The organism is Nocardia sp. XZ_19_231, assembly GCF_015355705.1.
Taxonomy (GTDB): Bacteria; Actinomycetota; Actinomycetes; order Mycobacteriales; family Mycobacteriaceae; genus Nocardia; species Nocardia salmonicida.
Genome location: NZ_JACUZI010000005.1, coordinates 382,873 through 404,462, shown reverse-complemented (window position 1 = coordinate 404,462; position 21,590 = coordinate 382,873). Strand labels below are relative to the sequence as shown.

Annotated in this window: 20 protein-coding genes; 11 read left to right on the top strand and 9 right to left on the bottom strand. The window is 66.2% G+C overall.

The genetic code is table 11. The features are described from left to right. Window positions 1-60: 60 nt before the first annotated feature. The 4 genes from IBJ82_RS23890 (at window position 61) to cydB (ending at window position 3,983) form a co-directional block, all read left to right on the top strand. Window positions 61-804 carry a uracil-DNA glycosylase gene (locus IBJ82_RS23890; RefSeq protein ID WP_194828196.1) on the top strand — a complete coding sequence of 248 codons (744 nt, stop codon included), beginning with the start codon at window positions 61-63 and terminating at the stop codon, window positions 802-804. Between the two features lie 35 nt (window positions 805-839). After that, a complete protein-coding gene (locus IBJ82_RS23885) occupies window positions 840-1,370 on the top strand; it encodes a DUF488 domain-containing protein (protein WP_194828195.1) in 531 nt (176 codons plus the stop codon). Window positions 1,371-1,457: 87 nt separating this feature from the next. Next, window positions 1,458-2,951 (top strand): cytochrome ubiquinol oxidase subunit I, encoded by a 1,494-nt coding sequence (locus IBJ82_RS23880; RefSeq protein WP_194828442.1) that lies wholly within the window; start codon window positions 1,458-1,460, stop codon window positions 2,949-2,951. 9 nt (window positions 2,952-2,960) lie between these two features. Next, window positions 2,961-3,983, top strand: a complete 1,023-nt coding sequence (gene cydB, locus IBJ82_RS23875) for a cytochrome d ubiquinol oxidase subunit II (RefSeq protein WP_194828194.1) — start codon at window positions 2,961-2,963, stop codon at window positions 3,981-3,983. Between the two features lie 36 nt (window positions 3,984-4,019). On the opposite strand, the gene IBJ82_RS23870 is transcribed toward cydB, so the two are convergent. The 7 genes from IBJ82_RS23870 to IBJ82_RS23840 form a co-directional block, all read right to left on the bottom strand. Beyond that, complete coding sequence (locus IBJ82_RS23870; RefSeq protein WP_194828193.1) at window positions 4,020-4,991, bottom strand: glycine betaine ABC transporter substrate-binding protein; 972 nt, start codon at window positions 4,989-4,991, stop codon at window positions 4,020-4,022. Next, window positions 4,988-5,725, bottom strand: coding sequence for an ABC transporter permease (locus IBJ82_RS23865; protein WP_194828192.1), 738 nt, complete (start codon window positions 5,723-5,725; stop codon window positions 4,988-4,990). The genes IBJ82_RS23870 and IBJ82_RS23865 overlap by 4 nt, the downstream gene beginning before the upstream one ends. Beyond that, on the bottom strand, window positions 5,722-7,002 hold the full coding sequence (locus IBJ82_RS23860; protein ID WP_194828191.1) for an ATP-binding cassette domain-containing protein: 1,281 nt from the start codon (window positions 7,000-7,002) through the stop codon (window positions 5,722-5,724). Before IBJ82_RS23860 ends, IBJ82_RS23865 begins: the two co-directional genes overlap by 4 nt. Continuing rightward, window positions 7,002-7,643 (bottom strand): ABC transporter permease, encoded by a 642-nt coding sequence (locus IBJ82_RS23855; RefSeq protein ID WP_194828190.1) that lies wholly within the window; start codon window positions 7,641-7,643, stop codon window positions 7,002-7,004. Before IBJ82_RS23855 ends, IBJ82_RS23860 begins: the two co-directional genes overlap by 1 nt. 133 nt (window positions 7,644-7,776) lie before the next feature. Further along, window positions 7,777-8,703, bottom strand: a complete 927-nt coding sequence (locus IBJ82_RS23850; protein WP_194828189.1) for a TauD/TfdA family dioxygenase — start codon at window positions 8,701-8,703, stop codon at window positions 7,777-7,779. Window positions 8,704-8,818: 115 nt separating this feature from the next. Then, complete coding sequence (locus IBJ82_RS23845) at window positions 8,819-9,304, bottom strand: hypothetical protein (RefSeq protein WP_194828188.1); 486 nt, start codon at window positions 9,302-9,304, stop codon at window positions 8,819-8,821. 152 nt (window positions 9,305-9,456) lie between these two features. Beyond that, entirely contained in the window at window positions 9,457-10,215 is a 759-nt protein-coding gene (locus IBJ82_RS23840; protein WP_194828187.1) for a spermidine synthase, read from the bottom strand. Window positions 10,216-10,412: 197 nt separating this feature from the next. Here IBJ82_RS23840 and IBJ82_RS23835 point away from each other — a divergent pair, with 197 nt between their 5' ends. Next, window positions 10,413-10,937, top strand: coding sequence for a TerD family protein (locus IBJ82_RS23835; protein ID WP_194828186.1), 525 nt, complete (start codon window positions 10,413-10,415; stop codon window positions 10,935-10,937). Between the two features lie 20 nt (window positions 10,938-10,957). Here IBJ82_RS23835 and IBJ82_RS23830 read toward each other — a convergent pair whose 3' ends face one another. Then, a complete protein-coding gene (locus IBJ82_RS23830) occupies window positions 10,958-12,463 on the bottom strand; it encodes a hypothetical protein (protein ID WP_194828185.1) in 1,506 nt (501 codons plus the stop codon). 111 nt (window positions 12,464-12,574) lie between these two features. Here IBJ82_RS23830 and IBJ82_RS23825 point away from each other — a divergent pair, with 111 nt between their 5' ends. From IBJ82_RS23825 to IBJ82_RS34795, 6 genes are all read left to right on the top strand, one after another. Further along, on the top strand, window positions 12,575-12,976 hold the full coding sequence (locus tag IBJ82_RS23825) for a hypothetical protein (protein WP_228537568.1): 402 nt from the start codon (window positions 12,575-12,577) through the stop codon (window positions 12,974-12,976). Between the two features lie 12 nt (window positions 12,977-12,988). Next, window positions 12,989-14,821, top strand: coding sequence for a glutamine--fructose-6-phosphate transaminase (isomerizing) (gene glmS, locus IBJ82_RS23820; RefSeq protein ID WP_194828184.1), 1,833 nt, complete (start codon window positions 12,989-12,991; stop codon window positions 14,819-14,821). A gap of 40 nt (window positions 14,822-14,861) precedes the next feature. Next, window positions 14,862-17,330 (top strand): aminopeptidase N, encoded by a 2,469-nt coding sequence (gene pepN, locus IBJ82_RS23815; RefSeq protein ID WP_194828183.1) that lies wholly within the window; start codon window positions 14,862-14,864, stop codon window positions 17,328-17,330. Window positions 17,331-17,440: 110 nt separating this feature from the next. Then, a complete protein-coding gene (locus IBJ82_RS23810) occupies window positions 17,441-17,632 on the top strand; it encodes a hypothetical protein (RefSeq protein WP_194828182.1) in 192 nt (63 codons plus the stop codon). Between the two features lie 51 nt (window positions 17,633-17,683). Continuing rightward, on the top strand, window positions 17,684-18,478 hold the full coding sequence (locus IBJ82_RS23805) for a SigB/SigF/SigG family RNA polymerase sigma factor (protein ID WP_194828181.1): 795 nt from the start codon (window positions 17,684-17,686) through the stop codon (window positions 18,476-18,478). A 194-nt stretch (window positions 18,479-18,672) separates the two neighbouring features. Next, entirely contained in the window at window positions 18,673-18,954 is a 282-nt protein-coding gene (locus IBJ82_RS34795) for a hypothetical protein (RefSeq protein ID WP_228537667.1), read from the top strand. 15 nt (window positions 18,955-18,969) lie between these two features. Here IBJ82_RS34795 and IBJ82_RS23795 read toward each other — a convergent pair whose 3' ends face one another. After that, complete coding sequence (locus tag IBJ82_RS23795) at window positions 18,970-21,552, bottom strand: LuxR family transcriptional regulator (RefSeq protein ID WP_194828180.1); 2,583 nt, start codon at window positions 21,550-21,552, stop codon at window positions 18,970-18,972. Between the last annotated feature and the right edge of the window lie 38 nt (window positions 21,553-21,590).

The following is a 21,590-nucleotide window of genomic DNA, read 5'->3' as shown; positions in this document are numbered from 1 at the left end:
GCTGGTTCGGTCGGCGAACTTTTCCGAAGCCGCCTCCACGCCGCGGACTAGACTGAGCCGATGACCGGCGAGGATCCGGAAAAGGCCCCGTGGGCGGCGGAAACCACCCCCGACATCGCCACCCTCGATCGCTTGATTTCCACCTGCCGCGCCTGCCCCCGACTCGTCGCCTGGCGCGAAGAAGTGGCCGTCGTCAAACGGGCAGCCTTCCGCGACGAAGAGTACTGGGGTCGGCCGGTACCCGGCTTCGGGCCCGCCGACGCACGAATTCTCGTGGTCGGCCTCGCCCCCGCCGCCAACGGCGGTAATCGCACCGGGCGGATGTTCACCGGCGACCCGAGCGGCAACGTCCTGTTCGGTGCGCTGCACGCGGTCGGATCGGCGACCGGCGCGCATCCGGTGAGCCTCGACGACGGTATCGAACTGCTGGACACCCGGCTCACCGCACCGGTGCACTGCGCCCCGCCGGAGAACAAGCCGACACCCGAGGAGCGGCGCCGGTGCGCGCCTTTTCTCAGCCGGGAATTGGAACTGCTCGGCCCCACGCTTCGCGTGATCGTCGTCCTCGGCGGCTTCGGCTGGCAGGCCCTGTTCACCGTTCTTTCAGCAGGCGACTGGAATGTGCCACGTCCCCGGCCACGTTTCACCCACGGTGCGCAAGTCGTCATCACCCATCCCGACGGCCGATCAATCACCGTGCTCGGTAGTTACCACGTGAGCCAGCGCAATACCGCCACGGGAAAGGTGAGTCCCGCGATGATCGAAGACATACTGCTCCGGGCGAAGACGATCGCCGAGTCCTGACCGGAATTCGCGACCTCGTCACCTAGGATCGAGCAGTGCTGACTGTGTACACGATCGGCCATTCCACGCGGACCACGGACGAATTCGTCGGTCTGCTCAACGATTACGGCGTCACCCGACTCGTGGATATCAGGACCGTTCCCCGGTCGCGCCACAATCCACAGTTCGACCGCGAAGCACTCCAGGAAGTCCTGCAGGCGGCGAGTATTCGCTATCTGTATCTCGCGGCGCTCGGCGGGCTGCGCCACGGTGAGAGCAGCGATGCCAATGCGGGGTGGCGCAACGCGTCGTTCCGCGCGTACGCGAATTACATGCAGACACCGGAATTCGCCGCGGGCATCGACGAACTCGTCGAACTGGCAGGCGAAGCGACAACCGCCGTCATGTGCGCCGAAGCGGTGCCGTGGCGGTGCCACCGCTCGCTGGTGGGCGACGCGTTGCTGGTCCGGGGCGCGCAGGTGCGCGACATCATGTCCGCCACCCGGGCACCGGATCATCAGCTGACGAACTTCGCCCACGTCGACGGAACGACGATCACCTATCCCCCACCGCGGGAAGAACGATAGGCATCCATTTCCTCTCGACACAGACCGCAGGCGGTTCGGCAACAGTTCACTGCGATGGCAGGAGATCCGACGATGAGTTCGCTGGCGATGAGCACACTGGATGTCTCCAGATGGCAGTTCGGTATCACCACGGTCTACCATTTCATCTTCGTCCCGCTCACCATCGGACTGGCGCCGCTCGTAGCGGGAATGCAGACAGCGTGGGTGATCACCGGAAAAGAACACTGGTATCGGCTCACCAAGTTCTTCGGAAAACTGTTCCTGATCAACTTCGCCATCGGCGTCGCCACCGGCATCGTGCAGGAATTCCAATTCGGGATGAACTGGAGTGAGTACTCCCGATTCGTCGGTGACGTCTTCGGTGCGCCACTGGCATTCGAAGCACTGGTCGCCTTCTTCCTGGAGTCGACATTCCTCGGATTGTGGATCTTCGGCTGGACCCGATTGCCCAAACTCGTTCACCTGGCCACGATCTGGATCGTCGCCTTCGGTGTCAACGCCTCGGCGTACTTCATCATCGCGGCCAACTCGTTCATGCAGCACCCGGTCGGCGCGAAATACAACCCCGAGACCGGACGCGCCGAACTGGACAGCATCTGGGCACTGCTCACCAACAACACCACCCTCGCGGCATTTCCGCACGTGGTCGCCGGCTCGTTCCTCACCGCGGCGACCTTCGTCGTCGGCATCGCGGGGTGGTTCATGGTGCGCAACGCGCGCAGCGGTGATGCGGCGAAACTCGACGAAGCCAGGATCATGTGGCGACCGGCGGCCCGGGCGGGGATGTGGGTCATCGCCGCATCGATCGTCGTGGTGGGGGTGACCGGCGACATCCAGGGCAAGATCATGTTCGATCAGCAGCCGATGAAGATGGCGTCGGCGGAATCGCTGTGCCACACCCAGACCGATCCGAAGTTCTCGATCCTCACCGTCGGCACGCACAACAACTGCGACAGTGTCACGCATCTACTGGAAGTTCCGTACGTGCTGCCGTTCCTGGCCGAGGGCAAGTTCACCGGCGTCACGTTGCAGGGCGTGGAGGATCTGCAGGAGTCCTACGTGCAGGACTACGGGCCCGGCAATTATCGGCCCAATCTCTTCGTCACCTATTGGGGCTTCCGCGGCATGATCGGCTTGCTGGCCGGACCGGCGCTGTTGCTGCTCGCCGGTCTCTGGATGACCCGCGGTGGCCGAGTTCCCGACAAGCGCTGGTTCTCCTGGCTGTGTCTGATCGCCATCCCCACTCCCTTCCTGGCCAACAGCGCAGGCTGGGTCTTCACCGAGATGGGGCGTCAGCCGTGGGTGGTGGTGCCGAATCTGACCGGCGACACGACCATTCGGATGACCGTGGCGCAAGGTGTCTCCGATCATGCGCCGGGCACGGTGATCTTCTCCCTCGCTGTCTTCACGTTGCTCTACGGCGCGCTGGCCGTGGTCTGGTACTACCTGATGCACCGCTACACCGTGGTCGGGCCCGAGCCGGGGCCTACGGCGTCCGATGATCAGTCCGGTCCCGATGACGACGGCCCTGGTGGTAGGCACCGCGCCGAACCCGTCGAGCCGCTGTCCTTCGCGTACTAGGAGACGACGATGAGTCTGCAGCAATTCTGGTTCGTGTTGGTCGGCGTGCTGTTCACCGGCTACTTCATTCTCGAAGGCTTCGACTTCGGTGTCGGCATGTTGATGCCGATCCTGGGCAAGGGTTCCGATGTGCGCAGGCGCGTCGTGCTCAACACCATCGGCCCGGTCTGGGACGGCAACGAGGTGTGGCTGATCACTGCGGGCGGTGCGATGTTCGCGGCGTTTCCGGAGTGGTACGCGAGCTTGTTCTCCGGGTTCTACCTGGCTCTGCTGCTGTTGTTGGTCGCGTTGATCCTGCGGATCTGCGCCATCGAGTGGCGATCGAAGATCAATTCGCCGAAGTGGCGGGCCTGGTGCGACGTCGGTATCGGCATCGGCTCGTGGATTCCGGCGCTGGCGTGGGGCTGGGTGTTCGCCAACCTCGTGCGCGGTGTGCCGCTGAACGAGAAGCGCCAGGTCGTCGGCTCGGTGTGGGATCTGCTGAGCCCCTACGCGCTGCTCGGCGCGGCGACCACGGCCATCCTGTTCGCCCTGCACGGCGCGATCTTCCTGGCGCTCAAGACCGGTGGTGAGGTCCGCGACGATGCCCGCACGTGCGTTCGGATCCTGTTCGTGCCCACGGTGGTGATCGTCGGCGGGTTCGGGCTGTGGACCCAGCTCGCCTACGGCTCCGCCTGGACCTGGGGCGCTCTCGGCGCTGCGGTACTCGGCTTGGTCGTCGCCGGTGGCGCCACCGTCGCGGGTCGTGACGGGTGGGCCTTCATCGGCACCACAGTCACGATCGCCTCGGCCACCGTCCTGCTGGTCGGCTCCCTGTACCCGAACGTCATGCCGTCGACCATCAGCCCCGCGTTCGACCTGACCATCGACAACGCCTCCTCCAGCCGCTACACCCTCCAGGTGATGAGCTGGGCGGCAGTCCTCTGCGTCCCGGTGGTCCTGGTCTACCAGGCCTGGACCTACTGGGTCTTCCGCAAACGTCTGACCGTGGAACAGATTCCCGAACCGACCGGGCTACCACTCACGAAATAGGCTTTCCGACCAGACTATTCGCCGCGCGCGTCATGGCTATTCGACGAGGTTCGCGCTTTTCAGCCAGTCGTAGGCGACGTCAGCGGGGTCTTCTCCGTCTATGTCGACGCGGCCGTTGAGTTCTCGCATCAGGTCGTCGGCGAGGAGTTCGGAAATGGTGCCGAGGAGCTCGCGCAGTTCGGGGTTGGCATCGAGGACGGCGCCGCGGACGACCGCGGTGCCGCTGTAGGGGAGGAAGAATTTCTTGTCGTCGTCCAGGACGACCAGATTCAGGTTCTTGACGCGGCCGTCGGTGGTGTAGACCATGCCGAAATGGCAGGGCTCGCCTTTGGCGGTCGCGGTGTAGACGACGCCGGCGTCCATCCTGGTGACGTTGCCCGCGGGGACACCATTGGGATCGTTGTAGGGAATGCCGTATTTCTGCAGCATCGGAATGAAACCGTCCGAGCGACTGAAGAATTCGTCGTCGACGCAGAAGGTCCGCTCGGCGACCGGTAGTGCGGCCACGTCCGAGAGCGACTTCACGCCGAGTCGCTGCGCGGTCGGTGTCGACGCGCCGAAGGCGTAGGTGTCGTTGAAATTGGACGGGGGGAGCCATTCGAGGTTGTAGTCACGCTTTTCGACATCGTGGACGCGCTGCCAGAGCTCCTGCGGGTCCACGATCGTCTCGGTCTCGTTGTGGTAGTTGACCCAGCCGGTGCCGGTGTATTCCCACAGCACGTCGGCGTCGCCGTTGAGCTGGGCCTGCCGCGACGACGCCGATCCCGGAGCGCCGGTCAGATCGGTGATCGAGGCACCCGCCGCGGCCAGATAGGTCGCGGTGATCTTGCCGAGCACCACACCCTCGGTGAAGCTCTTCGAGGTGACGGTCAGCTCGGCGCCGTCCAGCGGACGTTGTCCGCCGGGCAGGCTCGCCTCGTGGAAGGTGCCCGACGAACTCACCAGCCCACACCCGACGAGCAACGACATCGTCGCGACCAGCGCGGAAATCAACGGGACTCGCCTCATGAGACACCTCGTGGGGTCGCGGCCAGTTCGACGAGTCGGCCGAGCCAATCGATGATCAAGGCCAGCAGACCGACGAGCACGGCGCCGGAGATGAGCAGCTTGGGCAGGAACAGCGTGACGCCGGTCGTGATCAGCGTGCCGAGGCTGGTCGCACCGATGAAGGTACTCAGCGTCGCGGTGCCGACCAGGATGACCAGCGCGGTGCGCACACCGTTGAGGATCACCGGCACCGCGAGCGGCAATTCCACCTGCACGAGGGTCCGTGCGGCCGAGAAGCCGATACCGCGCGCGGCCTCGATGGTGCGATGGTCCACCTGGCGGAGGCCGACGATCGTGTTCTGCAGGATCGGCAGGATCGCGTAGACGACGAGACCGACGACCGCCGTGCGGAATCCGGTGCCGAGCCAGAAGGTGAACAGCACGAGCAACCCGACGGCGGGCGCGGCCTGGCCGACATTGGCGATGTTCACGGCGATCGGCTCGAACCGCTGCAACGCCGGCCTGGTCAACGCGATACCGAGCGGAATCGCGACGACCACCACGATCACCGTGGCGACCACGGTGAGCCGGATGTGATCGAGGATCGTGGTCTGCAGATTGGCCCAGCCGAGCGAGGCCTGCTCGGTCGGAGTGAATGTCGAGGCCCGATACCAGAACAGGTACCCGATGCCGATCACCACGATGATGAGCGGTTCGAACCACACGTCGATCGGGACCCGGCGCAGACGGTTCATGCCGGTTCGACCGATCCGGGTTCGTCGTCGGCGGCGACGACCGGCGTGGGCGTGGGATCGGAACCGTCGACATAGGTTTCGTAGGACGAGTCCTCGACCGCGGCGTGCCCCTCGGCGAGCTTGGTCTGGATCACATCGGTCACCGAGCCGATGTTCAGCGAGCCGACGACGGCGCCGCGACCATCGGTGACCAGGGTGGCGCCCTGACTCGCCGCGAGCATGGCATCGAGCGCGTCGTTGAGCGTCGAGGACTTGGCCACTACGGGCAGACGGCGATCCAGATAGTCCGAGACCTCCGGCTTGCTCGCCACTTCCGTCAGCGAGGGCCACGACCGCGGCCGACCCGACTCGTCCACGACCACCACCCAGGTGTGTCCCGCGGCTTTCGCCCGCCCGATCACGACCTGCGAGGATTCCCCGATCCTGGCGGTGGTCACCGGGTCGACCTCCACATCGCGCACCCGAGACACCGTGAGATAGGCCAGCTTCGCGCCGGATCCGACGAATTCCTCCACGAACGGCGTCGCCGGGTCGGTGAGGATCTCCTCCGGCGTCGCGTACTGCTCGACATGCCCACCCTCGGACAGGATGAGCACCTTGTCGCCGAGTTTGGTGGCCTCCTCGAAATCGTGGGTGACGATCACGATGGTCTTGCCGAGTTCGTGCTGGATCGCGATCAGGCTGTCCTGCAGGCGAACCCGGGTGATCGGGTCGACCGCGCCGAACGGTTCGTCCATCAGCAGCACCGGCGGGTCGGCCGCGAGTGCGCGGGCGACGCCGACGCGCTGCTGCTGGCCGCCGGACATGTCCTTGGGCAGCCGGTCGGCGAAGGTCGCCGGGTCGAGACCGACGAGGTCGAGAAGGTATTCGGTGCGCTCGGCGATCCGCTTCTTGTCCCAGCCGAGCACCCGGGGGATCGCGCCGATGTTCTTGGCGACCGACCAGTGCGGGAACAGGCCACCGGACTGGATGACATAGCCGATCGACTGGCGCAGCTTGTCGGGATCCTCCCGGGTGACATCGCGGCCGCCGATGAAGATCCGCCCCTCGGTCGGCTCGATCAGCCGGTTGATCATCTTGAGTGTGGTCGTCTTGCCACACCCCGACGGTCCGACGAACGCGACGATGTCGCCGGCTTCGATCTCGAGGTCGAGGCGCTCGACAGCGGGCGTGTCCTGGCCCTTGTACCGCTTGACGACCCCGTCCAAGGTGATGGAATCGCCGGTCACATCGCGCTGCCGTGCCGTCGGCGCGGGCTGGCTGGTCACATCGGTCATCACAGTCCCTTGGCAATCGTGAGGCGTCCGAGCAGGACGAGGAGCGCGTCGAAGACCAACGCGATGGCAACGATGAGAATGGTTCCGGTGAATGCCATTTCCAGGGCATTGGCGCCGCCGAGGCGGGACAGGCCGTTGAAGATCAGCGAGCCGAGGCCGGGCCCGAGAACGTAGGCCACGATCGCGGCGACCCCGACGATCATCTGGGTCGAGACCCTGATGCCGGTGAGAATCACCGGCCAGGCGATCGGGAGTTCGACGGTGAGCAGGATCCGCCACCGCGAAAGTCCGATGCCGCGCGCGGATTCGACGACCGTGGCGGGCACCGATCGCAGGCCGACGATCGCGTTGCCGATCACCGGTAGGGCCGCGAAGAACGCCAGCATGATGAACGACGGCACGACACCGAGACCGAACGGGACGAGCAGCAACGCCAGCAGTGCCAGCGAGGGAATCGTCAGCGCTACCCGGCTCGAGGTCAGGGTCAGTGCCGACCCCAGCGGCAACCGATACACCGCCACCGCGATCAGGATCGCGACAACGGTTCCGACCAGCACTGTCTGAATCGCCAGTGACGCGTGCTGATAGGTGAGGAAGGTCAGTTCCTCTCCCCTGCCCTGGACATAGCTCCACAAATTCACGGCATTCCCGTCGTCGGACTGGGCCAGTGGGTAGCTGTTCGCGCGTGCGCAACCGTCGGATATGCCGTCGAAGAATAGTTGATCTCGAGTGTTGTTCCCGGGACGCGCGCGAGGTGGTGGCGGTCGATGACGGCTATGCCGCGCGCTCGAGCGGAGCGGCGTAGGGCTCGGCGTCGCCCGCGATCACCGTGCTCGTTGAGCCGTCGACGCCCACGGGCACCGGCCCGCCCAGCGTGATGCGGGTGAGCCTGCGGTGCTCGCTGCCGTCGTAATCGTCGATGGCGTAGTGCTGGGTGGCCCGGTTGTCCCAGATCGCGACATCGCCCAGCGACCAGTTCCAGCGGGCGGTGTGCTCGAGACGCGTGACCCGGTCCTGGAACAGTCGGAACAGTGCCCGCGACTCGCTGCTCGACACCCCGACGAACTCCTTGACGAAGCAGCCGAGCAGCAGGGCTCGCTCGCCGGTCACGGGGTGCACCTCCACCACGGGATGCTCGGTCTCGAAATAGGTGGACTCGAACTCGCGACGGTAGGCGCGGTCGGTATCGGCCGATCGGTCCTCGATCTCGGCGGCGTAGTCATAGCGGTTCGAATGCCGCGCGCGCAGGCTCTCCGCGAGTCGCTTGAGCGGCTCGGGCAGCGCGTCGTACGCGGCGACGGTCGAGGCCCAGGTGGTCGAACCGCCGTAGCCGGGCAGCGCGACCGCACGCAGGATCGAGGCCTGCGGGACACGATCGACGAAGGTGACATCGGTGTGCCAGACATTGGAACGGGTCTGGTGCGAATCGATGGCCAGACTCTTCGCACCGGCGGAGGTCACCGTCGGGTGCGGAGTGGTCGGATCGCCGAGCAACTGCGCGAAGTCGTACTGCCCGTCCTCGGTCAGGTGGTGCTGGCCGCGGAAGAAGATCACCTTGTGCTCGTCGAGCGCGGCGCGGATGGCTGCCACCGACAGCGCGTCCAGGTCACCACCGAGCCGGACACCGTCGATCCGCGCGCCGATGTGGGCGCCGAGCTTCACCACCCGAACTCCTGGGGCGGCTGCGTCATCGACGGACATACGGTGGCCTTTCGCTCGAACCTGGACGATCTGGTCACACGAAACCACCAGGAACGGGCCGCGACCAGCATTGAACTCAGGCTGAGCGGAATCGACGAGCCGACCGCAGCGGGGATTACGGAATGCGCAACTCCGCCGTTTCGTGCTCAGGCGAGGCCCACTTGCTGAATCGCATTTCGGCGGCTTCCGCCGAAGGCTCGCCGATCACTCGGGCAACCGCTTCCCACGACGCTCCGGACGAGCGCACGAACCGGACGGCTTCGACGAGGCGCTGCTCTGCCGACGCCGTGTCCGCGAATGCCAACCGCACCGGGATCAGGGCCTGCATCTCGAGCTGGTGGTAGTCCCATTCCGCGAGCACCAATCGGGCCAGGTCCGTGTCGAGTCTGCCGGTCGAGCAATGCAGGACCCGCGCGGACGGCGCGTGGTCGGCGAAACGGTCGGCGCGTAGCCAGGTTCGCCCGTGCCAGCTGTCGCAGGAGCACAGCGCGCGCCACCCGATCACCTCTTCCGGTCGGCGCGGATACCGATCTTCGGACGACAGCGGTGGGGTGAAGATTTCGGCAACCCATCCGCGATGGTTTTCGAGCAAGCTGTTCATCCTGACTCCGATGTCGAATCCGAAAAGCTCGATCCCGAACCGGCCTGTCATGAAGCGCTTACCAGCGGTTCGGTGTGTGGGACGAATACTCCCACATACTCACGATCGACCTTGTCGACGCCATCGGCAATCACTTCGCCGCATTGTTGTACCTAGTCACATATTGCCTGATCGTGGCCTGTGCCCCGCGAGCGATCGGAGCGAGTCGCGAGGTAGATCGTCGCGCCGGATTGCCCACGGGTCAGCGGGTTGTCGAACACGATCGACTGCGCGTCGACGTCGATGAAGGCGGATTCGAGTGTCGCGCAGAACTCGTCATCCGGTGCGTCGTCGGACCACATGGCGAAGGTGCCGCCGTCGACGAGGTGGTTCGCGACCGCGCGCAGGCCCGCACCGGTGTAGAAGGCGGCGTTCGAGCCGTGCAGGACGTGGCGTGGCGAGTGGTCGATATCGAGCAGGAGGGCGTCGTACTTGCGGCCGGGGCGGGTCGGATCGAAGCCCACCGGACCCGCGGCCGCGGCGAAGAAGTCCGCGCAGACGAGCTCGACCCTGCGGTCGGCGGCCAACCCGGCGGTGTCGGGCAGCAGATCACGTCGATGCCAGTCGACGACCGCGTCGGAATACTCGACAACGGTGAGCTCACGAATTCTCGGGTCCACCAATGCTTCTCGCGCGGTGTATCCCAATCCCAGGCCGCCGACGACCACATCGAGCCGATCGCCCGAGGTCCTGGCCAGCCCCAGCCGCGACAGCTCTCGCTCGGCGACGGTGAACAAGCTCGACATCAGGTACTCGTCGCCGAGTTTCACTTCGTAGACATCGGCACGCACCGTCGGATCGAACCGTCGACGCAAACTGATCTCGCCGATCGGGGTCTGCCGCCAGCCGAGTTCTTCGAAGCGTGCGCTCATCGCCGTCACGGTAGTCCTGCGATCACCAGAACCCGGCCGACAACGTGCCCGCGCCGCCGTCAGATTTGCTATGGGCGTGGCTTTTACGGCATGTTTACGGGTCGACGAGTCGGGAAGTCTGGTCGACAACCGGCTCGAGCCCGATCGAGTGGGTTCTACCGGTAACGGGTACGCACCCGTTCAGCCAGGAGTACCGCATGACACACGCACTCACTCACCTCAGCATGGGCCTCGGTTGGGACCCCGCCCACGGTTACGGAACGCACCCCCGCCGTGAGGACATCGATCTCAACGCCGCGGCGCTGGCGTTCGCCGGTGACAACTTCGTCGATGTCGTCTTCCACGAGCAACTGACCTCGCGTGACGGCGCACTGCACCACCTCGGCGACAGTGTCACCGGCGACGGACACGGCGACAACGAAGTCATCGTGGTCGACGTGTCCCGCCTCGATCCCGCCGTCACCACGATCGTCTTCCTCGTCACCTGCTACACCGGCCAACGATTCGACCAGATCGTCAATGGTTTCTGCCGTATCGTCGACAACGTCACCGGCATCGAATTGATCCGCCTCGACCTCGATAGCGTCGGCGCCCACACCGGCATCGTCGTCGGCAAACTGCACCGCCCCCACCAGGATTGGGCCTTCACCATGATCAGCCAACCGATCATCGCTCAGCACGTGGTCGACGCGGTCCCCCTCCTCGCCGTCTACCTCGACTGAGGTCGACGATCTGTTCGTCCTCACTCCGACAATCGGTCGCGGGCTCGTAGTCGGGTCTCGAGCGCGTCGAGTACGTGCGTCACGTCCGCGTCGAACTCCTCGGCCAGCATCTCCAGTAGTGCCGCGCCGATCAGCAGCAGTGTGGTGAAGACAACGGGGGCGATGGGTTCGGTTGCCTCGAGCAGAGGTCGGGTCCGGGGCGCTCCGCCGCGATGCCAGGCGTCGAGAAGTGCCAGTGCGCCCTGGAGATAGATCGGCGGGTCCGGTCGAGCGCTCAGTGCGGGGATCGCCCGGTCGGCCGCTCGGCGCAGGATATCGTTGGTAGCCTCGATGCCCGGCGCCATGGCCTCCACCGCGCAGCAGGCCAAACGCAGGGCACCGTCCAGATGTCGCGGGGTATAGCGGGCCGATTCCGGAATCTGATCCCAGGGCAGACGCAGTACATGCAGCAGCTCGGCGGTGATCGCGGTCGATGACGGTGCCTGCACTGTCGTCGGGGCAGAACCCGACGTGTAATCGACTCCGAGCATGATTTCCAGCCCGATCGCCGATGCCATGAGATCGCTTCGGCTGCTGCGGGATTCGCGGCGATGGCGGCGATCCTCGACCAGCAACCAGCCGACCGTCTGCGCGTCGTCGGTCCGCAACAGTTTCGCGTCGGCCTGCCAGCCGTTCGCGGTATCGCACCGCGACAGCGCGCAGACGAGATCGGCCATGACGTGATTGCCGGTGACCAGCGTCGGCTGATGCTGCGGACGGCGCGACACCACCGGAAGATCACCCAGCCTGGCCGACGAGGACACGAACGACATCGCGGTGAGCGCCGCCGCCGCCATGCGCGCGGCGGACACGGCATCGGCGGCGTTGGTGCGCAGCAGCGCGCGATGGATCGAGTCCGCCAGTGGCGCGATGCCGAACTCCGCGTAGTGCAGCAACAGCCAGGCCAGCGGCATCTCGCCGAGGACGGGGGCGAGCCGTTCGTTCAGCTCGTAGAGCAACGCGGCCGACTGCTCAGGTCGACGAGATCGCGGCGCTTCCCCGGTGAGGTCACGCCATTCCAGCAACGCCAGATAATTGGGGAGCAGCAAGCTATCGACCAGCTCACTCACCTGAGCGATCACGAATTCGAAATCCAGCTCCGTCATCGTGCCCGGGCCGACCGAATTCTGGACGGGATTACCGTCGAACGGGTCGAAACCCGTATCGCCGAGGGCGAGATCGAACAACAACTCCGCGTGCCCGAGCCTGCCGACAACCCGGCCGACAAACGGCACCACCCCACCGTCTTCTACGGCTGTCGCCGCACCGAGGAGGCAATTCACCATTGCGCCTTCAGCTTTCGCGTGCGCGCAGAATCTCCGCAGCCGCTGGTGCACGGTATCTTCGGCATCGAAACCCGTCCGCACGATTTCCTCGGCAATCGTCACGATCGCCGCGTCGACGACATATTCGGGTCTACCTCCGACGCCCTCGGAGGCCGACGCGGGGCCCGCGAAATAAAGCCGATCACCGAATGCGTCGCCCATTCGTCGCCTCACCACAACCTCCACTCGGATGCGCAGTATGCCGTCCCCCTTGACAGCCTTCCAGCAAATTGTTCGCAAGTCGCGGCTCACACCTCACAAGGCGATAACGGGATGAGCTCCACGCGCCTCGGCTTGGCCATCTGCGTGCACGACGCGGCGAGCCGAGGCCCTGTCGGGACACTATTTGCCCGAATTCGGGCAGGGATGTTGGAGAACCCGGTCGGGCGAGGCAAGATCGTGCGAGTGAATGACGGGGTACCCACCGAGCTGGTCCGCTACGTCGTGGCTTCCACCGGCCTACCCGAACGCGTGGCCGCCCGGGTCGTCGCCGACATCGTCGGGTACTTCGACGAGACGGCCGAGCAGTTCGTCCGGCGCAGGCACGCCGAGCTGCAGTCTCGGGAGATGCGCAACGCCGAGATCTGGCGGCGGCTCGAAACCGAACTCGCCGAGCGTCCGGTCGCGGCGCCGTCATTCACCGAACGGCAACTTCGTCGCATCGTCTACGGGTAAGGGGTTCACGCCATGTGTGGAATCGTCGGATACATCGGTCACCGGCAAGCTGTTCCCGTGCTGCTCGAGGGCCTGCATCGACTCGAGTACCGCGGCTACGACTCGGCCGGGTTGGCTCTGCCGCATCGCGGGAAGGCGCGTGTCTGCAAAACCAAGGGGCGGGTGCAGGATCTTCGCGACAAGGCCGATGCCACTGCCCTGCGCGGCACCGTCGGGATCGCACACACCCGCTGGGCCACCCACGGCGAGCCCAGTGATGCCAACGCACATCCGCACACCGATGTCAGTGGGCGAATCGCCGTGGTACACAACGGCATCGTCGAGAACGCCGAGCAGCTGAGGGCCGAGCTCACCGCGCTCGGCATCGAACTGGTCTCCGATACCGATACCGAGGTGATCGCCCACCTCGTCGCCCGCGAACTCGAGGACGCCGAATCGCTCGAGGACGCCGTTCGCCTCGCGCTGCACCGGGTCCGAGGCACCTACGGACTGCTGGTGCTCGACGCGCGCCGCCCGACCGAACTGGTGGTGGCCCGCAACGGCAGCCCCATCGTGCTCGGCGTCGGCGACGGCGAGATGTTCGTGGCCTCCGACGTCGCGGCCCTTGTCCACCACACCCAGCGCGTGGTGTTCCTCGACGACGGCGAACTCGCCACAGTCCGTGACGGCGAATTCCGCACCAGCACACTGGGAGTCGAGTCCGAGCAGACCGACAAGATCCCGACCACCATCGACATGGTGGCCGAGGACTACGCGCTCGGCGGATTCCCCGACTTCATGCGCAAGGAAATGGCCGAACAGGGCGAGGCGGTCCGCAGAGCACTCCGTGGCCGCCTCGACGACCGCTTCGCCACTGCTCACCTCGGCGGGTTGAACATGGACGCGCGTGAACTGCGCAGCATCAGCAAGGTCGTTTTCCTCGGTTGCGGTTCGGCCTACTACGCCGGTCAGCTCGGCGCCCAGCTGATCGAAGAACTGGCTCGCATCCCGGCGACCGCGGAGCCCGCTTCGGAGTTCCGCTACCGCAATCCGGTCGTGGACCCCGACGCGCTGTATGTGGCGATCAGCCAGTCCGGCGAAACCCTCGACACTCTCGCCGCGGTGCAGGAGCTACAGCGCAAGGGCGGCCGCGTGATCGGTGCCGTCAACGCGGTGGGCAGCGCGATCGCTCGCCAGTGCGGGGCAGGTGTGTTCCTGCACGCGGGTCCGGAGATCTCCGTCGCCTCGACCAAGGCGTTGACCAACATGACCGTGTCGTTCACGATGCTGGCCCTGCTGCTCGGCCGGGTACGCGACCTCTCGGCAGCCGACGGCAACCGGATCGTCGACGGGCTGCGCGCCCTGCCCGAGGCCATCGACCAGGTCCTCACCGACGAAGACGCCATCGCCGAGATCGCACACCGCTACGCCAAGGCCCGCAGCATGTTCTTCATCGGCCGGGTTCGGGCGTGGCCGGTCGCCCGCGAAGGCGCACAGAAGCTCAAGGAGGTCTCCTATGTGCATGCCGAGGCATACCAGGCCTCCGAGCTCAAACACGGTCCGCTCGCCCTGATCGACCCGGAGATGCCGAGCGTGGTGATCGTCCCCGACGACGAACTGCTCGCCAAGAACATCAGCACCATCGAACAGATCAAGGCCCGTGGCGGCCCGGTCATCGCCGTCACGAACGCGGACCTGCCACCGAATGTGGCCGACGACGTGATCCGGGTCCCCAGGGTCGCACCGGAATTGGACCCCATGCTGCTGACGATCCCGCTCCAGCTGCTGGCCTATCACACAGCGCTGGCCCTCGGTCGCGATGTCGACAAGCCACGCAACCTGGCCAAGAGCGTCACCGTGGAATAGACACTCCCGCAGCCGGCGGTTCGGCTGGCAGGATCCAGGTATGAACACCGCGAACCTGACCCGCTCCGAGACCGCCGCGCGATCGGCGGTGGTCACCGTCCGCGACTACCACGTGGAACTCGACCTGTCGGAGGCCACGGACCAGACCCGGACCGATTTCGCCACGACGACGACCGTCACGTTCGATGCCACGGTCGAGCAGACGTGGCTCGACTTCATCGGCCCTGCAGTGGAGTCGGTGACGGTAAACGGTGCGGACGTGGCGGTCGACTACGACGGGGCTCGGCTCACCATCGGTGGCTTGACCGAGACCAATGTCGTCGTCGTACGCGGCACCGGTGCCTACAGTCGTTCGGGCGAGGGACTGCACCGGTTCCTCGATCCGGTCGACGGCCTGACCTACCTCTACACCCAGTACGAGCCCGCGGACGCGCGCCGCGTTTTCGCGTGCTTCGAACAGCCGGACATGAAGGCGCCGTTCACGTTCGCGGTGACGGCCCCGGCCGACTGGCAGGTGGTGTCGAATCGGCCGTATGCGGCGATCCAGAACAACGGTGTGATTCAGAACGTCGTCTTCTCCCCTACGCTGCCGATCTCGACCTATATCACCGCGGTGGCGGCCGGGCCGTACCATCGTGTCGAATCCTCCTGGACGCGAGGCGAACTCACGATTCCACTCGGAATCTACTGCCGCGCCTCGCTGGCCCGTTATCTGGACGCGGACACGATCTTCGAGGTGACTAAGCAGGGGCTGGACTTCTTCGCCGAACACTTCGACTATCCGTACCCGTGGGGCAAGTACGACCAGGTGTTCGTTCCCGAGTACAACCTGGGCGCGATGGAGAACCCCGGGCTGGTCACGTTCACCGAGGCCTATGTGTTCCGTGGTGCGGCCACCGCCGCGCAGTACGAGGGCAGGGCGAACACGATCCTGCACGAGATGGCGCACATGTGGTTCGGCGATCTGGTCACGATGGTGTGGTGGGACGACCTGTGGCTCAAGGAGTCCTTCGCCGACTACATGGGCGCGCTCGTGAGCTCGGAGGCCACCGAGTGGACCGACGCCTGGGTGGCGTTCGCGAACCGTCGCAAGGCCTGGGCGTACTTGCAGGACCAGCTGCCGACCACGCATCCGATCGTCGCCGACATCACCGATCTCGAGGCCGCCAAGCTCAATTTCGACGGCATCACCTACGCCAAGGGCGCCAGCGTGCTCAAGCAGTTGGTGGCCTATGTCGGCCGGGAGGAATTCTTCTCCGGTGTGCGCCGATACTTCCGGACGCACGCCTTCGGCAACACGACCCTCGACGATCTACTGACCGAATTGTCGGCGGATTCCGGCCGCGACCTGGCGGGCTGGGCGCGAGCCTGGTTGCAGACAACCGGGGTGTCCACCCTGACCCTCGAAGAGGGTGAGATCGTGCAAACCGATCCGCGTCCGCACCGGCTCGCTGTCGGGCTCTACGACTTCGATGCCGAAGGCGACCTGGTGATACGTGAACGCGTGGAGCTCGACATCGTCGACGAACGCACGCCGGTTGCCCTCGCATCCGCTCCGCTGCGCCTGCTCAACGACGGCGATCTCACCTACGCGAAAGTTCGTCTCGATACGGCTTCGCTTGCGACCGTGCAGAGTTCGCTGGATCGGGTGACCGACCCGCTGGCGCGCGGACTGATCTGGTCGGCGCTGTGGAACGCTACCCGCGACGGAGAACTCGACGCCGAACGCTACCTGTCCATGGCTCGCGATTTCGCGCCCACCGAAACCAACATGGCGCTGCTCACCGCTGTCCTGGCGAACGCGTCTTTCACGATCGGCCACTATCTGCCCGAGGCGACGCGGGATCGTTGGCGTGGCGAGTGGATCGAATCATGCTGGGCCACACTGCATTCGTCAGCACCGGGTTCCGGCGCGCAGCTGGCGTGGGCGCGTGCGACCGCGGCCGCTGCCACAGTGGACGGGCGCCGTGCCACCGACATTCGGGCGATGCTGCTCGACCGGGCGCCGCAAGGTCTGGCACTGGATCCCGATCTGCGCTGGGCGCTGTGGACGGCGCTGGCCGCCACCGGTGTGGGCAAGGTCGCCGAACTCGACGCCGAACTCGGACAGGACAACACAGCGTCGGGACGAACCGCCCACCTGCGCACGCTCGCGGCACGACCGGAACCTGAGGTCAAAGCCTCGGCATGGGATTCAGCGCTCGGCGACACCACCCTGACCAACGATCACCTCGACGCGACCATCGAGGGATTCCGTGCCGGGCAACGCCGTGACCTGACAGCGCGCTACGACGACGAGTACTTCGCGGCGTTGCGCGCGGTGTGGGATCAGCGCAGCATCGAGATCGCCCGCCGGATCGTGGTCGGGCTCTTTCCCGCGGCTGATTCACTCGATGGGGTCGACCGCTGGCTCGCGGCGAATGCGGACGCACCTGGGGCGTTGCGTCGCTTGGTCATCGAACAGCGCGACCATCTCGCTCGTGATTTGCGTGTGCGCGCCGTGAGGTGATACTTCCCCTTCAGCGGCGGGCTAAACATTCAAGTCCGCAAATATCGCCCTGTCAAGCCCTGTCGACCGATAACGGTTTAATAACCATCGCAACGGTGAACCCTTCATTCATGACCTACTCACGTAATCGCACAACGAGTACGCCGAGCATGGATCTGACCAGCACCACCATCATGTTGGCCACCTGCGTGTTCTTCCTCTTCGGCCTGACAGCACTCACCGGATCGCTACCCGCCGCGCTCTTGGGCGCCGTCAGCCTGGGCGCGGGAATGATGATGACCTCCAGGATGCTAGGCCTTTAGCTCACCTCCCCGCCGACCCGAAGCGCACTTGAAGGCCAGGAGCTGATCCGCATGTCAAAGACCACCGACCGCATCACCTACGAACACGCCGAACCGCTGTTCGTGCACTTGTCGCTGACCGATCCCCGCAGCCCCGAACACGACGCCCTGCGGGACCGGATCATCGAGGTCTGCCTGCCCCTGGCCGAGCACATCGCTCGCAAGTACGCCAACCGTGGCGAGATCTTCGACGACCTGCTCCAGACCGCGCGCCTCGGCATGGTCATGGCGGTCGACCGCTACGACGTGACCACCGGATCACCCTTCCTCGGCTTCGCAGTACCCACCATCATGGGTGAGGTGCGCCGCCACTTCCGCGACCACATCTGGCCGCTGCACGTTCCGCGTCGCGAGAAGGAACTCCAGGGCAAGGTACGGGCCGCGACCGAACAGATGAGCCGTCGTCTCCAGCGCTCGCCCACCGCCCACGAACTCGCCACCGAACTCGAGGTGCCGGTCACCGACATCGCTCGCACCCTGGTCGCGGCCAACGCGTTCCAGACCCGCAGCCTCGACACTCCCGCACGCGACAACGACGGCGATCCCAGCATGACCGTCGCCGACACCTTCGGCGCCGACGATCCCGCCTACCGTCTCGCCGAGGACACGATCACCGTCGCACCGCTGCTGGCGCAGCTGCCGCCCGAAGACCGGCAATTGCTGATCTGGCGGTTCTACGACACGCTTTCCCAAGGCGAGATCGCCGAACGACTCGGTGTCTCCCAGATGAGCGTGTCCCGCAAGCTCACCAAGCTGCTGGGCAATCTGCGGGCCGAAGCCGCCGACGAGCAACCGGTACCCGCCTGAACTTCGGCCCGCCTGCGCCGTGTCGGGGCGGTAACGGTGCATGCTTCCACCGGTACCGTCCATTGACTCTGCGTCTACCGGGCTGCACTGTTGATGAAACAGAATCTCGCGCGTGTCGTGGCGGCGCCACCTGGTCGGCGCTGTTCACATAGTTCAACAGTGTGGTGCTCGCCGGCGGGAAGGGTGCGATGACGATGCGCGGTCGACGGAATCGACGTGACCGAGAAATTCGTGAAGTACGAGAAATCCGGGCCAGCCCGGCTCACCAGACCGCCAAGTTCTTGTTGTCGGTGCTGATGCTGGTCTGGTTCGGGTCCGGGCTCGTGGCCGCGATGCAGCGCGACTATTTCACGAATACCCCGGTCAACTGCGGCGATCTGGGCACGATCGGACTCACGGTGCTCGCGGGCCCGCTCAACTACCTCGGCATGAACCCGAGGGTCACCGAGTGCCAGTTACCGGAACCGAGCCGATGAACGCGCCACCGTGCCTCAGATGAGCTCGGCGAGTTGGTCGCGGTCGGTGGCGTCGAGCTTGATGCAGGCTCGGTAGATGTGGCCTTCGACGGTGCGCACCGAGACGCAGAGACGTTCGGCGATCGCGCGGTTGGACAGGCCGCGGCCGATGAGCGCGGCGATCTCGCGTTCGCGTTCGGTGATCGGCAGGGGGCGAGCGGCCGCGGTGATGGCGGGCGTGCCCGCACCGTCACAGCGGGCGGCCAGGGCCGTGGCACGGGCGGCGGCCTGGGCGCTGGGTCGGCGCTGTCCGGCGCGGTCGTAGATCGGCACCGTTTGTGCCTCGGCGTCGGCGGCTGACAGCAGCAGCCCTGCGGATTCGAACTCGTGGCTGACCGCGGCGAGCGCGCACGGATCACCATCGGCGAGGGCCGCGGCGTGGCGGGCGTAGATCGCCGCGACCGGGCCCTGTACGCGATCGGCGACTGTGGCGAGCCGGGCGGCGAGGGTGCGGTCACCGAATCGGGTGGCGTGATGCAGCGCTTCGGCTTCCAGCGCGTACTGACCGGCGCTGTGGGCCAGGTCGGCGGCTTTGCGGGCCAGGTCGACCGCGGCGTGCGCGCTGTGTTCGGCGGCGGCCAGCCAGGCGCGCGCGATTATCCGCTGTGGCTCGTGCAGGGCCATGTGTGGCCCGCTGTGCTCGTCGGCGTCGTCGAGGACCCGTTCGGCTTGGTCGACCTCACCCAAGGCCGCGTAGGCGCGGGCAAGCAGCAGCCGCGCCGGCAGTTTCCACGGCAGCGAGGTTTCGGCGTTGAGCGCTGCCAGCGACTGCTCGAAGGCGGCGATCGCTTCGTGGAACCGACCGCGGTAGGTGGCGACGACTCCGTCGGCGATTCGCGCGATCGCCCAGCCGACGAACTGGCCGGCCGAGGAGAACTCGCGATATTCGGTGGCGCGCCGCTCGGCGAGATCGAGGTCACCGATGGTGGTCAGGGCGAGGACGTCGCCGTAGCGGACCATCACCCGGATGATCCCGTCGGTGGATTTCTGCTGAGCCCGGCTTCGTGCCGCGATCGGCGCGAAGTCGGCGCCGCGTCCGGCCACCGGCAGCGCCAAACCCAGGGCGAATGCGGCGAAATCGACGGCCTGCCGCGGCGAGTCGGGGTCGGCGATCACCCGCTCGGCCGCTTCGATGCCCACGGCGAGGTGGTTTTCGTGCACCGCCATCGCCGCCGCCGCGGCCTCCACGGTCAGCCGCAGTGCCGGATGCTCGACGCGGGCGCGCAGCATCTCGACCAGGTCGCGGGCATGTTCGACATCGCCCAGCGACCAGAACCGCAGGCTCGCCCGCACCACACCCCACTGGACCAGTTGCAGTGGATCGAGGCGGTCGGGATCGAAGCGGGCCAGGATCTCGTCGGCGTGCTGCGGCCTGCCCTGCCACAGCAGCGCACGGGAGAGCAGTTCGGCCGCGCGCAGCCCACCGCCCCGCTCGCACGCGGCGCGCGCGAGTCGCTCGCCCAGTGGCAGATTGGCCAGTGACACCGCGTCCTTGGCCGCGTCGATCAACAAGACGATGTCGATCGGCCGGTCGCTGTCGACGCACAGCCGCGCCAGCCGGATGCGATGTGCCGGTGTGCTGAGATCCCGATCCTGCAGCGTCTCGACGAGGCGTCCGCGCCGGGTGCGCGCGGCGGCGGTGCCGACCCGGCAGCGCACCACTTCACCGAGCAGCGGATGGCTGAACCGGACGTCGGCGACACCGTTGTGGCTCGTGACCCGGATCAGGCCGGTGACCTCGGCGGCGTCCACGGCGTCGGCGCCGACGAGCTCGCTGAGGATGTCGATGTCGAGCGGCTCGTGCACGGCCAGCGTCTCCAGCACGTCGAGCACGGGCGCGCCGGCCCTGCTCAATCGCTCGTCGAGCAGCTCGACCAGACCCGAGGGCACCGCGGTGGGCCCGCGCAACTGCCAGACGCCGTTGACGTCGGTCAGGGTGCTCGCCTCGACCCCGCCCTCGACCATATTGCGCAGGAACAGCGGGTTGCCGCCGGAGGATTCCCACATCACGTCGGCGCTGAGCCCCTCCAGGGTCCCGCCGAGCACGGTCTCGACGAGTTCGGTGCACTGGGACTTGGTGAACGGCGCCAGCTCGATTCGCTCGAGGTAGCCGTCCTTCCACAGTGAAGTAACCGCGTCGGGCAGCGGTTCCCCGGTGCGGACGGTGGCGATGATGCGAGCTCGATGGTCGACGGCGATCTGGTGCACCAGCGTCGCCGAGAGGATGTCGAGCAGGTGCGCGTCGTCGACGCCGATCACCGTGTCGGGGTGGGCGAGCACGTTTTCCCTGGCCGAGTGCAGCAGCGCGAGCGGGTCACGCGACGCCGACGCGGCGATCCAGGGCGCGAACGCACCGAGCGGAATGGCTTGCGAGGACGCCGTGCAGGCCACCCAGCGCACCGCATCGGAGAGCACCGCGGTGACCAGCCGGGCCAGCGTGGTCTTGCCCACGCCCGCGGCTCCGACCAAGATCACGCCGCCGGAATCGGGGTTGGTCAAAGCTTTACGGACGGCGTCGTATTCGGTGGGGCGATCGAGCAGCTGCCAGAGTCCGCCCATGCATGAAAAGTGTAGTTCTCCTGCGGCGACGTCACAAC